Below are 14,060 nucleotides of genomic sequence, written 5' to 3' on the forward strand. Positions count from 1 at the left end.
GAAAAGAGCAGAAATGCTCTTTTTCTGTTATAATGATAGGGATAGACTAGATAGAAAAGAAGTAACTAAGCATGTCATTTAAAGATTTTAATTTTAAAACATTTATTCAGGAGGCTCTTGACGAGATTAAGTTTAAAGAGCCAACACCTGTTCAACAGAAATTGATTCCTGTAGTCCGTTCAGGTCGTGATTTGGTTGGTGAATCAAAGACGGGTTCAGGGAAGACACATACCTTCCTCTTGCCAATTTTTGAGAAACTAAATCCAAAGAGTGGTGATGTTCAGGTTGTTATTACAGCACCATCACGTGAATTGGCGACACAAATTTACCAAGCGACAAAACAAATTGCCAAACACTCTGAGACTGAAATTCGTGTGGTCAACTATGTGGGTGGTACAGACAAGCAACGTCAGATTGAGAAACTCAAGGTAGCACAACCTCATATTGTTATCGGGACACCAGGTCGTATTTATGACCTAGTTAAGTCTGGGGACTTGGCTATCCACAAGGCCCATACCTTTGTTGTTGACGAAGCTGATATGACCATGGATATGGGATTCTTGGATACTGTAGACAAGATTGCGGCAAGTCTGCCTAAGGAAGTTCAAATTTTGGTCTTCTCAGCAACCATTCCTCAAAAATTGCAACCATTCTTGAAGAAGTATTTGACCAATCCAGTCATGGAACAAATTAAAACTTCAACAGTTATTGCGGATACCATTGATAACTGGTTGGTATCTACCAAGGGTCGCAACAAGAATGAACAGATTCTTGAGATGCTTAAGGGGATGCAGCCTTATCTAGCAATGATTTTCGTTAATACCAAGGAACGTGCTGACGATTTGCACAGTTACCTAGTGTCAAATGGTCTTAAGGTTGCCAAAATTCACGGCGGTATTCCACCACGTGAACGTAAACGTATCATGAATCAAGTTAAGAAGCTTGAGTTTGAGTATATAGTAGCGACTGACCTTGCAGCGCGTGGGATTGACATTGAAGGGGTTAGCCATGTAATCAATGACGCCATCCCTCAAGACTTGTCCTTTTTTGTTCACCGTGTGGGACGTACTGGACGTAATGGCTTGTCAGGAACAGCCATCACCCTCTATCAACCAAGTGATGACTCAGATATTCGTGAGCTTGAAAAGATGGGGATTACCTTTGAGCCGAAAGTCTATAAGGACGGCGAGTTTCAAGATACCTATGACCGTGACCGTCGTGCCAACCGTGAAAAAGCCTATCAAAAACTTGATACGGAAATGATTGGTTTGGTTAAGAAGAAAAAGAAAAAAATCAAGCCTGGCTACAAGAAGAAAATTCAGTGGAAGGTTGACGAAAAACGCAAACGTGAACGCCGTGCAGCTAACCGTGCTAAGGGACGTGCTGAGCGTAAAGCTAAGAAGCAAAGTTTCTAAGTATTGGCTTCTAGGTGAGAGCAAATTTTAATTTAAAAATTCAAGAGGTTGAAACCAAAGTGTTTCAGCTTTTTTGATTATTATCAAACTTTTTGGAAACTCAAAAGACCTTATTTAGTTTGAAGATATATTTTTCTTTTGAGCCTAAGGTCTCAAAACTTCCCAACGCTTATGACTACAAAGTCTTAGTCGTCATTATCACAGTGACAAGTCTCAGTATATGCTCACTACACTCGCAAAATAATTGGCTGTCTTAAGAACTGAAACTATGACAGATTTTAAATAGTTTTATCACAGCCATTTTTAAGAAGCTTTCCGTTTAAAGTAAAATAATGTGTAAGTTTGAGGTTATTAGTTGAGTCAACTCTCAAAATCAGGTAGTGACATTTATGTCACTACTTTTTTGTTGGCTTTCTATCTATAATACAATCATAGCTTTTGAGAAAAGGCTAAAAAATATTTTAAAGGAGGTTGTTTTAATGACGACACAAATCATTAACAATTTTAACTCACTTAATTCCGAAGATCTTTCTACTGTTAAGGGTGGAGCATGTAGTTTTTGGGGAGCTACAGCTGCCGTAGGCGTCGGGGCTGTTGGAGGAGCCATTAAAGGTGGTATTCAAACAGGTACTTGGCAAGGTGCAGCCTTAAAGGGTATTGGTTATGGTATTAAAGATGGGATTACTTATGGACTTATTTGTCGTTATTAGGCGATTACTGAGTCAATTTTTTGGCCAAATAGTACTTGCTCTCCTAATTTATGGGCTTATATTCTTTGCTTGGCAACACTTTAGAGGAGAAATTTTCTCAATTGTGTGCATCTATGTCAGTATATCCCTAGCAGATGACGTCTATCATCTCGCAGAAGAATATGTTAAAAAGAAAGTTAACTAGGAATACGTTCCTGTTTGAAAAATAGCATGTAAAAACTTGGCAGAATGATTGTCAAGTTTTTTTATAGCAAAAGTGCTACAATAGGAGTCATGAAAGACAAGATTCGAATTCTTCATATCAATGATTTACACTCTCATTTTGAACAGTATCCACAACTCAAGCGAGCTGTGGATGATTTGAGTCAGACAGATAGAGAGTTGATCAAGGTAGATCTTGGGGACAATGTGGATAAGTCCCATCCCTTATCTGATGCGACAGCCGGGCGTTTTAATGTAGCCCTGATGAATGAGTTGGGGATAGACTATGCGACTATTGGAAATAATGAGGGGATTGGTCTGGCCAAGGAGGAGCTAGACTGTCTTTATGAGCAGGCTAAGTTTCAGCCGATCATAGGAAATCTCAAGGATGAGGGGAGACAACCTGAATGGGCTAAGCCCTATCTTATCCACAAAACTAAAGCAGGTACAAACATTGCTTTCTTGGCCTATACCTTCCCATATTACATCACCTATGCTCCCAACGGTTGGCAAGTGTTAGAGCCTATGGCTCGGTTGGAAGAGGATTTGGCTCGTCCCGAGGTAAGGGATGCAGATATAGTCGTCGTTCTTAGCCACCTAGGTGTACGTTATGATGAGCAGATTGCAGAGACTTATCCACAGGTAAATCTTGTCATCGGAAGCCACACGCATCACCTTTTTGAAGAGGGCAAATTAGTCAATGAAACCTATTTAGCAGCTGCTGACAGATATGGTTATTATCTTGGCTGTATTGACCTTACTGTGAAAAATGGGCAATTGATAGAGTGTCAGATTGAGGCTATCCCCACCAAGTCCTACATCTTGGATTTAGACAAGGAGGACGAAGCCTTTATCAAGGCTATGCGTGAGGAAGGCCATCGTCGTTTAGCTCAGAAAAAAGTAGCTAATCTAGGTCGAGAACTAGATTTTGATGAGACCTGTCAATTGGTTTTGCAGGCTGTTTGTCAGGAGACTCATAGCCAATTAACGCTTTTAAATACTGGACTCATCATGAAGACTTTGGGTCCTCAAGTGACCATGGCAGACCTGCAAGAAGCCCTTCCTCATCAGATGCGGATGGCTCGTCTAGTCGTGACAGGACAAGAGCTCAAAGAAATCTGTCAGGAAGTTTTTACTAAGGCTGAACTCCTTAAAAATCAAGCTATTAAAGGTATGGGATTTAGAGGGAAGACATTTGGTGAAGTAATCACGGGGAATTTTGCTTACAAAAACGGTAATTTGTTGTATAATAGAAGGGTTGTAGATTCCAATGAGAAGTTTAGTTTGGTCCTTGTGGACCAGTACTACTTTGCTTCTTACTTTCCTACAATTAAGGAAAAGGAAGTTACTCTTCTTTTTCCAGATTTGTTAAGGGAACTTGTGGCCAAGTATTTAGGAAAAAATGGTGCCAATTGGGATAAGATATAGAGACTTTATTACAGCATCATGATAGAAAATAAGAGAGAGCAGAAAGGATGGCACATGCGTAAAGAAATCTTGCCAGAAATGTTTAATTATAATAAATATCCAGGGCCAGACTTTGTGTATGTGGCTGATCTTCTGAAATCAGATGCCTGTCAGTTTACAGTTCTTGAAAATCACAAGGATGCTTTAGACGCTACCCGCTTTGGGCAACGTTTTTCTGAAATCATGCTCAAGTATGATTATATCGTTGGGGACTGGTCCAATGATCAGCTTCGCCTTAAGGGATTTTACGAGGACGAGCGCCCTAATACGCGTAAGACAGACCGCATTAGCCGATTGTCGGAGTATTTGCGTGAATACTGTGCCTTTGGTTGCGCCTACTTTATTTTGAAAAATGAAGAGCCGCAATTAATCGTCTTTGAAGAGGAGACAGAACCTCGTCGCAAGCGCCGTCGTTCTAATAATCGTCGTAATGCTTCTCAGGAATCTAGAGAGCGCAATGCTTCTCAAAAGAATAAAGGACAAAAAGCTTCTGCTAAGCAAAAGCCAGACAAGTCCAAACGAAGAGATAGGGATCAAGAGGGTCCAAGCTTTGAGAAAATCAAGCGTCGCCCTAAGTTCAAATCTAGATCCGAGGACGGTGGTCGTGAGCGTAAGCCTAACTTCAAGAAGAGTCAGAAGCAAGCTCCAAAATCTAAAGGTCAAAACACCCCATCGAAGAAACAAAGCCAGACCAAGTCAGATGGTCAGCATTTCACAATCAGAAAAAAAGGAAATTAAACTATGTCAGAAGTAACAACACAAGCAAAACCAGAACGCCGTAAACGTCAGAAGTTAGAGGATATGGAAGGCTACAAACCTTCTATTTATGGTCTTACTCGTGACGAGTTGATTGATTGGGCTATGGAACACGGTGAAAAGAAATTCCGTGCTACTCAAATTTGGGATTGGCTCTACAAGAAGCGTGTGCAATCTTTCGAAGAAATGACTAACATTTCTAAGGATTTCATTGCTAAATTGAATGAGAATTTCTGTGTGAACCCATTGAAACAACGTATCGTTCAAGAATCTAAAGATGGTACCGTTAAATATCTTTTTGAATTGCCAGATGGTATGTTGATTGAGACGGTTTTGATGCGTCAACACTATGGTTTGTCTGTCTGTGTGACAACCCAGGTTGGATGTAACATCGGTTGTACTTTCTGTGCCAGTGGTTTGATTAAGAAACAACGTGACTTGACTGCTGGTGAGATTGTGGCGCAAATCATGTTGGTACAAAAATACTTTGACGATCGTGGCGACGGTGAACGTGTAAGCCACGTGGTTGTTATGGGTATCGGTGAGCCATTTGATAACTATGACAATGTGCTTCGTTTCTTGCGTACCATTAACAATGATAATGGTCTTGCCATTGGAGCGCGTCACATTACCGTATCAACATCTGGTTTGGCACCAAAAATCAAGGAATTTGCTAACGAAGGTGTTCAAGTTAACCTCGCCGTATCACTTCACGCGCCTAACAATGACCTTCGTTCAAGCATCATGCGTATCAACCGCTCGTTCCCACTTGAAAAACTCTTTGAAGCTATCGAGTATTACATCCAGACAACCAACCGTCGTGTAACTTTTGAGTACATCATGCTTAATGAGGTCAATGATCACCCTGAAAACGCTCAAGAGTTGGCTGATTTGACTAAGAAAATCCGTAAGTTGTCATACATCAACTTGATTCCATATAACCCAGTATCAGAGCACGACCAATATAGTCGTTCAACCAAGGAACGTGTGGCGGCCTTCTACGATGTGCTCAAGAAAAACGGGGTTAACTGTGTCGTTCGTCAAGAACACGGTACAGATATCGATGCTGCTTGTGGACAATTGCGTTCAAACACTATGAAACGTGACCGTCAAAAGGCCGTAGCAGAAGCTTCTGGTAAATCAGAAGGTAAATAAGATGTTTCAGCTGACGACTTGGGTAGATAAGGATGGAGAACTGACACTAAAAGGAAGACAAGCAAGCCAAGTTTTGGTTTGTGCTTATCTCCTTTGTTTAGTGCTCCTATGTTGGACACCCCAGTACGGGCTAGTTGAAGGTGTTGAAACTCCTGGGATTCAACATTTTGGTCGTGTGGTGGTCCTCTTGACCCCATTCAATAGTTTGACCAACTTTTATCAGTTGGATAGTCTTAAAGAGATTGTCTTTGTGCTTGGGCAAAATGTGACCAATATTTTCTTGCTGAGTCCGCTGATTTTAGGACTTTTAGCCTTGTACCCCAGATTCAGGTCTTGGAAAAAGGTCCTTTTAGCGACTTTTGCCATGTCTTTGGCGATTGAGGTCGGACAAGTGATTCTAGACCTTCTCATTGATGCTAATCGTGTCTTTGAGCTAGATGATTTATGGACCAATACTTTGGGTGGTTTGGTGGCACTAGGTGCCTACCGCCTTCTTGTAAAACTGATTCAAACGCATTTTAAAGAGTAAAAAACCTGGGAGCTTACGCGTCTCAGGTTTCACTTATTTTCTATCATACAAATACAACACATTCAAAAGAGGGAAAAATGAATAAACACGTTTGGAGAAACAATGAAACACTTAATGATGACAGTAGTCACCGTATTAACGTTAGGAGTAACAATGACGATGGTTAAGGCAGATACTTATCAAAGTGGTCGTGATGCCGATATCATGCGAGAAAGAGGACAGGTTTGGAATTATTCTGAGTCTAAGAGAGAGGCTCAATTAGCCAACTACAACACCGATGGTCGCTATCTCAGTGAGGCAACTAACTTTGAATTGTACAATTTTGTCAGAGAGTATAAGACATCTGATGAAATCAGACGCATTTGGAGCCCTAAGAAAGATGAATCAGTTATCCATGATAAGGATAGCTACTCTATTGATGATGGGCACAAGGTCTATAATTTTGACTCCTTTGCTTATCAATTGCCAGAGTCTACTGATTTTGGGAAATTGACTTATATTGGTTACTTTCAGTTAGAAGATGGTACAATTTATCGCTATTGGAAGCAACCTTAGCATACGAGACTTATACGAGGTCTATTATTAACCATTTGTAAGGATAGGGGGAATAACTTGTTTTTTAAAGAATCAATCATTGCAAAACTTTGGTGGTTTTTCAAGTTAGAAAAACGTCGGTATATTGTCGGGATTTTGGCACTGAGTCTGGTTTCGGTACTCAATCTGATTCCTCCTATGGTTATGGGGCGGGTCATTGATGCTATTACATCGGGAAAATTGACCAATCAGATCTTGCTTTTGAATCTTGTGTATTTGCTTTTGGCAGCTTTAGGAATGTACTATTTGCGCTATGTTTGGCGGATGTATATCTTGGCGACCTCTTATCGCTTGGGTCAGATTATGAGGTCACGCCTTTTTGAGCATTTTACCAAGATGTCGCCTTCTTTTTACCAAAAGTACCGAACTGGGGATCTCATGGCTCATGCGACCAATGATATTAACTCTTTAACCCGTTTGGCTGGTGGGGGTGTCATGTCAGCCGTGGATGCGTCTATCACAGCCTTGGTAACCTTAATCACCATGTTCTTCAGCATTTCCTGGCAGATGACCCTGGTGGCTGTCTTACCCCTACCCTTCATGGCTTTTGCGACTAGTCGTTTGGGACGCAAGACCCATAAAGCTTTTGGAGAATCCCAGGCAGCCTTTTCAGAACTTAATAATAAGGTTCAGGAGTCGGTATCAGGGATCAAGGTAACCAAGTCTTTTGGCTATCAGGAGGCTGAGCTTCAGTCCTTCCAAGAGACCAATGAGATGACTTTTAAAAAGAATATGCATACCATGAAGTATGACAGCCTTTTTGATCCTTTGGTCTTGCTCTTTGTTGGCTCATCTTATGTTTTAACCCTTCTTGTCGGGGCCTTTATGATTCAGGCTAATCAGATAACGGTCGGAAATTTAGTAACCTTCATTACCTATTTGGATATGTTGGTTTGGCCTTTGATGGCCATTGGTTTCCTCTTTAATATCACACAGAGGGGAAATGTATCCTACCAACGTATTGAAAATCTTCTGGAGCAGGAATCAGATGTTCAAGATCCTGCACATCCTCTCCCAAGTATCGAAAATGGTCGCTTAGAATATGCGATTGACCGCTTTGCTTTTGAGGATGAGGATACTTTGCGAGATATTCATTTCACCTTGGACAAGGGCCAAACCCTTGGTTTGGTTGGACAGACTGGCTCAGGAAAGACGGCCCTTGTCAAGTTGCTCTTGCGGGAGCACGATGTTAATCAAGGAGCCATCTATTTAAATGGCCATGACATCAGAGACTATCGCCTATCAGACTTGCGTAGCTTGATGGGGTATGTTCCTCAAGACCAGTTTCTCTTTGCCAGTTCCATTTTAGACAATGTTCGTTTTGGTAATCCTGACCTCGCCTTTGAAAAGGTGGAAGAAGCGACTAAGTTGGCTCAAGTTTATGAGGATATCAAGGCTATGCCTGAAGGCTTTGAAACGATCATTGGTGAAAAGGGTGTCAGCCTATCAGGTGGTCAAAAACAACGTCTGGCCATGAGTCGTGCCATGATTTTGGATCCAGATATTTTGATTTTGGACGACTCCTTATCTGCGGTTGATGCCAAGACAGAACATGCCATTATTGATAATCTCAAGCATACCCGCAAGGATAAGACGACGATCATTACCGCACATCGTCTTAGTGCTGTGGTGCACGCTGACCTCATCTTAGTCATGCAAAATGGTCGTATCATTGAACGGGGCCGTCATGAGGACTTACTAGCTCAGGGTGGTTGGTATGCCAAGACCTATGAGTCTCAACAGTTAGAAATGGAAGGAGGAGAAGTTGATGCCTAATCAAAACCAATGGTCTGTGTTTAAGCGTCTCTTGACTTATCTCAAGCCTTACAAATTCTTGACCTTTCTAGCTTTGACCTTCCTCTTGTCCACTACGGTTATCAAGAGTATTATTCCCCTTGTGGCCTCTTATTTTATCGACCACTATCTTCATGATATGAATCAGGCGGCAAGCTTGATTCTGATTGGTTACTATGGTCTTTATCTCTTGCAGACGCTAGTCCAGTATTTGGGAAATCTCTTTTTTGCGCGTGTGTCCTACAGTATTGTCAGGGATATTCGCCGAGATGCCTTTGCCAATATGGAAAAACTGGGGATGTCCTACTTTGACAAAACTCCAGCAGGCTCTATCGTTTCTCGCTTGACCAATGATACTGAGACTATTAGCGAGATGTTTTCAGGGATTCTGTCTAGCTTTATTTCGGCTATCTTTATCTTTGTTACCACCCTTTACACTATGATGATGTTGGACATTCGTCTAACCGGGCTTATTGTGCTCTTTCTTCCTCTGATTGTCCTTTTGGTTAACCTTTACCGGAAAAAATCAGTGGTTATCATTGAAAAGACCAGAGCTTTGCTTTCAGATATAAATGCCAAACTGTCAGAGAGTATCGAAGGGATTCGCATTATTCAGGGCTTTAACCAAGAGAAACGCCTCAAAAAAGAGTTTGATGCTATTAATGAGGAACACTTGATTTATGCTAGCCGTTCCATGTCACTGGATTCTCTCTTTCTACGCCCAGCCATGAGCTTACTAAAGCTCCTGGGCTATGCTGTTCTCATGGCCTATTTTGGCTATCGAGGTATCTATTTGGGCATCACAGCGGGGACCATGTATGCCTTTATCCAGTACATTAACCGTCTCTTTGATCCCTTGATTGAAGTGACACAAAACTTCTCAACCTTGCAAACTTCTATGGTCTCAGCCGGTCGGGTCTTTGCCTTGATTGACGAGCGCACCTATGAGCCTGAGCAGAGAGACACAGATGCTGAGGTTACCGAGGGGAATATTCGCTTTGAAAATGTCTCCTTCTCCTATGATGGCAAGCACCAGATTTTGGATAATATTTCCTTCTCTGTCAATAAAGGTGAAACCATCGCCTTTGTCGGTTCTACAGGTTCCGGGAAATCCTCTATTATCAACGTGTTCATGCGTTTCTATGAGTTCCAATCAGGCCGAGTTCTTCTTGACGGTGTGGATATTCGCGATTATAGTCAGGCAGAGCTGCGTAAGAACATTGGTCTTGTCCTTCAGGAACCCTTTCTCTATCATGGTACAGTCAAATCCAATATTGCCATGTATCAGGATTTAACTGATGAAGAGATTAAAGCAGCCGCTGAGTTTGTGGATGCCAATCACTTTATCGACAAACTTCCAGAAGGCTACGATGCTCCAGTTTCTGAACGAGGGTCTAGCTTTTCAACCGGTCAACGACAACTTCTAGCCTTTGCTAGGACCGTTGCTAGCCAGCCTAAGATTTTGATTCTGGATGAAGCGACAGCCAATATAGATTCAGAGACAGAGGCTATTGTTCAAAATTCTCTAGCAAAAATGCGTCGAGGACGCACAACCATTGCCATTGCCCACCGCCTATCGACAATCCAAGATGCCAACTGCATCTATGTCTTAGACAAGGGCCGCATCATCGAACACGGTAGCCATGAGGAGCTCCTAGCCCTTGGTGGCACCTACCACAAGATGTACAGCCTACAAGCAGGTGCAATGGAAAGAGAGTAAGCTAGTCTAGACCATAGATTCTATATTCGAAAAGATTTCTTAAAAATCAAAATCGAGTGGTGACATTTATGTCACTACTTTTTTGTTGTCTTCCACCCTATAATAAAACCATAGCTTGAGAGAAAAAAGCTAAAAAATAATATTTTAGGAGGTTGTTAGAATGACAACACAAACAATTAACACTTTTGAAACACTCAATCTTGAGGCACTTGCAAACGTTGAAGGTGGCGGATGGGTTAAGTGTTATGCCGGCACAATTGGATCTGCCCTAGTAGGATCAGCAGGAGGCCCAGTAGGTTACTGGGGAGGAGCTTTAGTTGGTTACGCCACATTCTGCTAATATTTAGGTGACCCTATGCTTAAAGATAAAAAAATGTATTTACTAGCAATTTTCCTTTTAGGATTTGGAATTGCTAACCTTTTCAGAAATTTAGATTTTGTTCATCATATCATTAATTTGGTAGGGTTAACATTAATCACTTTTAGTTTGATTTTTAGTAAATGGGAGCGACTCAAAAAATAGAAGTATTCGAAATGTAGAGTTCCTAAAAATCAAAATCGAGTAGTGACATTTATGTCACTACTTTTTTGTTGGCTTGCAACCTATAATAAAATTCATAGCTTTGCACAGATAGCTAAAAACACTTTAAGGAGAAAAGTATGTTTAAAAACTCAAAACCGTATTTACTGGCTACCATTCTCATAGGAATGGGCCTTGCTAATCTATTTAGAAGTTTGGATGCAGTCCACCATACTATTAACTTGTTTGGGCTAACCTTGCTTCTTTATAGTCTGCTTTTTAAAAAATGGGCACAGTTTAAAAAGTAACCTTTTGTCCCTTTGAACGTGAGGTGCTTGCAAATGCTTATTGTTGATGTTCCCGAAGTAAAATTATTCTTACTAATGATAGCGGAAATTGTATTATATTTGATTGCTTATCTTTGTAATAGAAAGAACAAAGATATGTATATTCGCTTATTTAAAATATCAGTGCTAATGACGCTATTATATTACATCTCCAGTAGAATTTAATCGCTAAGGGATTACTTGAGATCTTACAGCAGTATAAAAAAATACAGAAAGGAATAAAGTTTAATGTAATAGCTTATTCGGTTTACAAGGCTGACTGAGGTTATTCATAGCTTAAGTGTTTTATCATGAAGTTAAAGAATATTAGTTCGAGAGTATTGCGATTTTTTAGGGTCGTCACTGCTATATTGGCAGTTTTCCTTATAAGTATCAGTATTTCTCTTTATAAGAGCAAGACTTCGCTAGGGATTTGTTTAGCAGTCGGAGTACTAGCTTTAGTAGTCATTTTTGTAAATGGTCTGCTCTACCATATTCTTAAGAAGCGTCCAGATTCAGTAAATCCGTTAACAATACGGCAGTCCTTCCTTGTCTTTCTTGTCATCTCATTGCTAGTGCTTTGTGTAGAGTTTTACACATTACTAACATTCAGTGATACCACAGACCGTATAGTACTAGCCGTATTAATGCTTTTGTTAATCCTCTGTGATTTTCTAGCTTACTTGCAAGTCAAAAGATATTTTAAAAGATAGAAAATATAGTAACTGTTTGTGACATTATTCAATTTACGTTGCATAAAAGTGTTATAATAAGAAAGTGATTAATGAAACATGTGAAAATTAGAGTGAATTTCCAATGTTTGAAGGATAGTCTTCTATCGTATAGACAAAACTTGCAGGGGCTAGGTCTTCAAAAAATGTCATGAAAGGAGGATTACTATTTGAAACAATCACTTATTTCTAGAAAATATATTAAATTTATCGTGCAAGTTATTTTGGCTGTCTGTATTCAATGTGTGATAATATTTTTCTGGCATCAAGAAAGGACATTTTTATTTTACACCTTGTCACTCTATGTTTCTTTATCGCTCTCTGATGATCTTAGTCAGTTGATTTTTAGAAACGATAAGTGATGTATTTGTTTTAAGCAGCATGGAAAGTGACAGATTCGTGTCTTTAGCTATGCTAGATTCAGAATAATAGCAAATCATTCTTTAGATAACGCCCTAGTAGTTTATGTAAATGACTCTAGTAGAAAAGGAATTACTATGGTGATATTACAAAAATTTAGTTCTGCTGTGTTACGTTCGTTACGTTTCCTATCAGCAATCCTAGGAGTAGTCATTTGGAATATAGCTTTAAATGCTCTATCTAGTCAGCATCCAATCTGGATTTGGCTACCATTCGGGACGTATAGCCACTTTTTGGGACGCTGGCTTTTAAATGACTATCAGTGTGCTATACTAAAGATGTGATTGAAAAATTAGTTGAAAGAAATAAGGAGGTTTTCTTAATGACAGGACTTAAATGGTTTGCAGGAGGCAAAGAGAGACGAGAACAAGCAGTAGCTATTATCGATGAAGTAATTGAAACTATTGGAGATAAGCCAGATTATGCTGATTTGAAGCAGGTCCTGCACTCCTACCGAACGGAACTTGCAGACTCTCGTTCAGCCACTCCCTATATCTTAAGCAGGATGTCACTGGAAATATCCGAAGTGGTCAGAAAGAACCAGCTAACCTTGTCTCCCTTTATTGAGGAGCGAATGGCAGAGTTGCGAAAATTGCTAGCGATTCGTTATGGCTATTGATGTCATTAGGGAGGATTTCTTGGTTTTAAGGTTGAGTTGTCCATTGAGAAAAGGAAGATGGGGCAAAAAGGTTCTTTTCCAACCTGTTGAGGAGCAGAGAAAGAACCTTAAGTCCTAGTTATGATTATGCAAAGCGGACAAGTGATTGTGATGAAAGGAGAGTGCGATGCCTTATCTTAACCGACTTCGTTCAGGAACGTTACTTTATTTACGACTCATGGTTGTTGCCTTTGGTTTGATAGGTGGCAATATTGGTTTAGAATTATTATATAATGGTTATTCTTTCTTATTTTGGCTACCTTTGGTATTGCTATCAATCTTTTTACTTGAGTTGCCCCTGTTGATTAAGCGAGAGCTTGACCGTCGTCCACTTGAAGAACGACAGTTTACTCTTAAACAAATTTACGCTGGTATGGGCTTGGCACATTTGGCTATTATTTTAGCTGGTGTTTATCGTTTTCTGACGGTGAGGGATGCTGAATGGCGTATAATCATTATTGTTGTGATTGCTTTGGATATTTGTTTACTAGCTTTTCTGACACCTAGAGTGCTTAAAATCATTAAACAAAGTGAACGAGGCTAGAATTCAGTTTATGAAAGACGCGCTTATAAAGATAGCGAGGTTGTCAGTGCTTATCTATGCTTTGGTAACTTTGTAGGCGTTGTGAAAACTTTCTGTTTGAGAGAAGTGTGAGGTTTCAGTTTTATGTCAAAAAATCTACGTGCCCTTACGGCCATTGTTTTGTCCCAATTGCTTATTGAGTGGATGGGATTCTTTTTAGGTATTCCTCTAAGTAAGATTCTGGTTTTAACAGTACTTAGTAGTCTAGCAGAGATTTTGATGCATCTTTTCCTAAGTAAAAAATCTAAAGTTACTTTGAGTGATAAAGAGATATGGCATCAATATTTGTTATTCGTTAAGAAGACGTTATGGCTTTCCATTTTGTTTGTTGGAATTTTTCTTTTTTATACGTTGACTAAATCTGACAGCTTTATGCTTTATTTTTACTGGCATATCTTTGTGTTGTTCCACTGTCTTGGATATATCATTTGTTTAAATAACATTAAAATGAATCGTAAAAATTGAAGATTAAATCTTGTTT

At 40.0% G+C, this 14,060-nt stretch carries 15 protein-coding genes; all 15 read left to right on the plus strand.

What is annotated here, in order from left to right:
* The first annotated feature begins 71 nt into the window (after positions 1-71).
* A complete protein-coding gene (locus AX663_RS01970; protein WP_060971666.1) occupies positions 72-1,415 on the plus strand; it encodes a DEAD/DEAH box helicase in 1,344 nt (447 codons plus the stop codon).
* A gap of 479 nt (positions 1,416-1,894) precedes the next feature.
* On the plus strand, positions 1,895-2,125 hold the full coding sequence (locus tag AX663_RS01975) for a Blp family class II bacteriocin (RefSeq protein ID WP_002884558.1): 231 nt from the start codon (positions 1,895-1,897) through the stop codon (positions 2,123-2,125).
* A 273-nt stretch (positions 2,126-2,398) separates the two neighbouring features.
* Positions 2,399-3,754 (plus strand): bifunctional metallophosphatase/5'-nucleotidase, encoded by a 1,356-nt coding sequence (locus AX663_RS01985; protein WP_048674863.1) that lies wholly within the window; start codon positions 2,399-2,401, stop codon positions 3,752-3,754.
* Positions 3,755-3,808: 54 nt separating this feature from the next.
* Positions 3,809-4,531 carry a YutD family protein gene (locus AX663_RS01990; RefSeq protein WP_048790202.1) on the plus strand — a complete coding sequence of 241 codons (723 nt, stop codon included), beginning with the start codon at positions 3,809-3,811 and terminating at the stop codon, positions 4,529-4,531.
* A 63-nt stretch (positions 4,532-4,594) separates the two neighbouring features.
* Positions 4,595-5,704: a 23S rRNA (adenine(2503)-C(2))-methyltransferase RlmN gene (rlmN, locus tag AX663_RS01995; protein WP_096832658.1), complete on the plus strand. Its 1,110-nt coding sequence runs from the start codon at positions 4,595-4,597 to the stop codon at positions 5,702-5,704.
* 1 nt (position 5,705) lies between these two features.
* Positions 5,706-6,233 carry a VanZ family protein gene (locus AX663_RS02000; RefSeq protein WP_060972545.1) on the plus strand — a complete coding sequence of 176 codons (528 nt, stop codon included), beginning with the start codon at positions 5,706-5,708 and terminating at the stop codon, positions 6,231-6,233.
* 159 nt (positions 6,234-6,392) lie between these two features.
* Positions 6,393-6,788, plus strand: a complete 396-nt coding sequence (locus AX663_RS02005; protein ID WP_231724198.1) for a hypothetical protein — start codon at positions 6,393-6,395, stop codon at positions 6,786-6,788.
* 57 nt (positions 6,789-6,845) lie between these two features.
* Positions 6,846-8,603, plus strand: coding sequence for an ABC transporter ATP-binding protein (locus AX663_RS02010; RefSeq protein ID WP_060972547.1), 1,758 nt, complete (start codon positions 6,846-6,848; stop codon positions 8,601-8,603).
* A complete protein-coding gene (locus AX663_RS02015) occupies positions 8,596-10,341 on the plus strand; it encodes an ABC transporter ATP-binding protein (RefSeq protein ID WP_060972548.1) in 1,746 nt (581 codons plus the stop codon). Before AX663_RS02010 ends, AX663_RS02015 begins: the two co-directional genes overlap by 8 nt.
* A gap of 160 nt (positions 10,342-10,501) precedes the next feature.
* A complete protein-coding gene (locus AX663_RS02020; RefSeq protein ID WP_060972549.1) occupies positions 10,502-10,681 on the plus strand; it encodes a Blp family class II bacteriocin in 180 nt (59 codons plus the stop codon).
* A 15-nt stretch (positions 10,682-10,696) separates the two neighbouring features.
* Positions 10,697-10,864, plus strand: a complete 168-nt coding sequence (locus AX663_RS10725; RefSeq protein WP_049527516.1) for a hypothetical protein — start codon at positions 10,697-10,699, stop codon at positions 10,862-10,864.
* Between the two features lie 137 nt (positions 10,865-11,001).
* Complete coding sequence (locus AX663_RS10730; RefSeq protein WP_014634990.1) at positions 11,002-11,169, plus strand: hypothetical protein; 168 nt, start codon at positions 11,002-11,004, stop codon at positions 11,167-11,169.
* A 329-nt stretch (positions 11,170-11,498) separates the two neighbouring features.
* Positions 11,499-11,900 (plus strand): hypothetical protein, encoded by a 402-nt coding sequence (locus tag AX663_RS11030; RefSeq protein WP_082759634.1) that lies wholly within the window; start codon positions 11,499-11,501, stop codon positions 11,898-11,900.
* A gap of 760 nt (positions 11,901-12,660) precedes the next feature.
* Positions 12,661-12,957: a bacteriocin immunity protein gene (locus AX663_RS02025; RefSeq protein ID WP_060972550.1), complete on the plus strand. Its 297-nt coding sequence runs from the start codon at positions 12,661-12,663 to the stop codon at positions 12,955-12,957.
* Positions 12,958-13,123: 166 nt separating this feature from the next.
* Positions 13,124-13,540: a hypothetical protein gene (locus tag AX663_RS02030; protein ID WP_060972551.1), complete on the plus strand. Its 417-nt coding sequence runs from the start codon at positions 13,124-13,126 to the stop codon at positions 13,538-13,540.
* Positions 13,541-14,060 lie beyond the last annotated feature (520 nt).

The sequence above is a fragment of the Streptococcus sp. CCH8-H5 genome (assembly GCF_001556505.1).
GTDB lineage: Bacteria > Bacillota > Bacilli > Lactobacillales > Streptococcaceae > Streptococcus.

Bases quoted from the DNA above. Each gene is read 5' to 3' on its own strand.
- AX663_RS02025 (WP_060972550.1), top strand. From the start codon at position 12,661: ATGACAGGACTTAAATGGTTTGCAGGAGGCAAAGAGAGACGAGAACAA.
- AX663_RS01975 (WP_002884558.1), top strand. From the start codon at position 1,895: ATGACGACACAAATCATTAACAATTTTAACTCACTTAATTCCGAAGAT.
- AX663_RS11030 (WP_082759634.1), top strand. From the start codon at position 11,499: ATGAAGTTAAAGAATATTAGTTCGAGAGTATTGCGATTTTTTAGGGTC.
- AX663_RS01985 (WP_048674863.1), top strand. From the start codon at position 2,399: ATGAAAGACAAGATTCGAATTCTTCATATCAATGATTTACACTCTCAT.
- AX663_RS02000 (WP_060972545.1), top strand. From the start codon at position 5,706: ATGTTTCAGCTGACGACTTGGGTAGATAAGGATGGAGAACTGACACTA.
- AX663_RS01970 (WP_060971666.1), top strand. From the start codon at position 72: ATGTCATTTAAAGATTTTAATTTTAAAACATTTATTCAGGAGGCTCTT.
- AX663_RS01990 (WP_048790202.1), top strand. From the start codon at position 3,809: ATGCGTAAAGAAATCTTGCCAGAAATGTTTAATTATAATAAATATCCA.
- AX663_RS10725 (WP_049527516.1), top strand. From the start codon at position 10,697: ATGCTTAAAGATAAAAAAATGTATTTACTAGCAATTTTCCTTTTAGGA.
- AX663_RS10730 (WP_014634990.1), top strand. From the start codon at position 11,002: ATGTTTAAAAACTCAAAACCGTATTTACTGGCTACCATTCTCATAGGA.
- rlmN (WP_096832658.1), top strand. From the start codon at position 4,595: ATGGAAGGCTACAAACCTTCTATTTATGGTCTTACTCGTGACGAGTTG.
- AX663_RS02015 (WP_060972548.1), top strand. From the start codon at position 8,596: ATGCCTAATCAAAACCAATGGTCTGTGTTTAAGCGTCTCTTGACTTAT.
- AX663_RS02020 (WP_060972549.1), top strand. From the start codon at position 10,502: ATGACAACACAAACAATTAACACTTTTGAAACACTCAATCTTGAGGCA.
- AX663_RS02005 (WP_231724198.1), top strand. From the start codon at position 6,393: ATGGTTAAGGCAGATACTTATCAAAGTGGTCGTGATGCCGATATCATG.
- AX663_RS02030 (WP_060972551.1), top strand. From the start codon at position 13,124: ATGCCTTATCTTAACCGACTTCGTTCAGGAACGTTACTTTATTTACGA.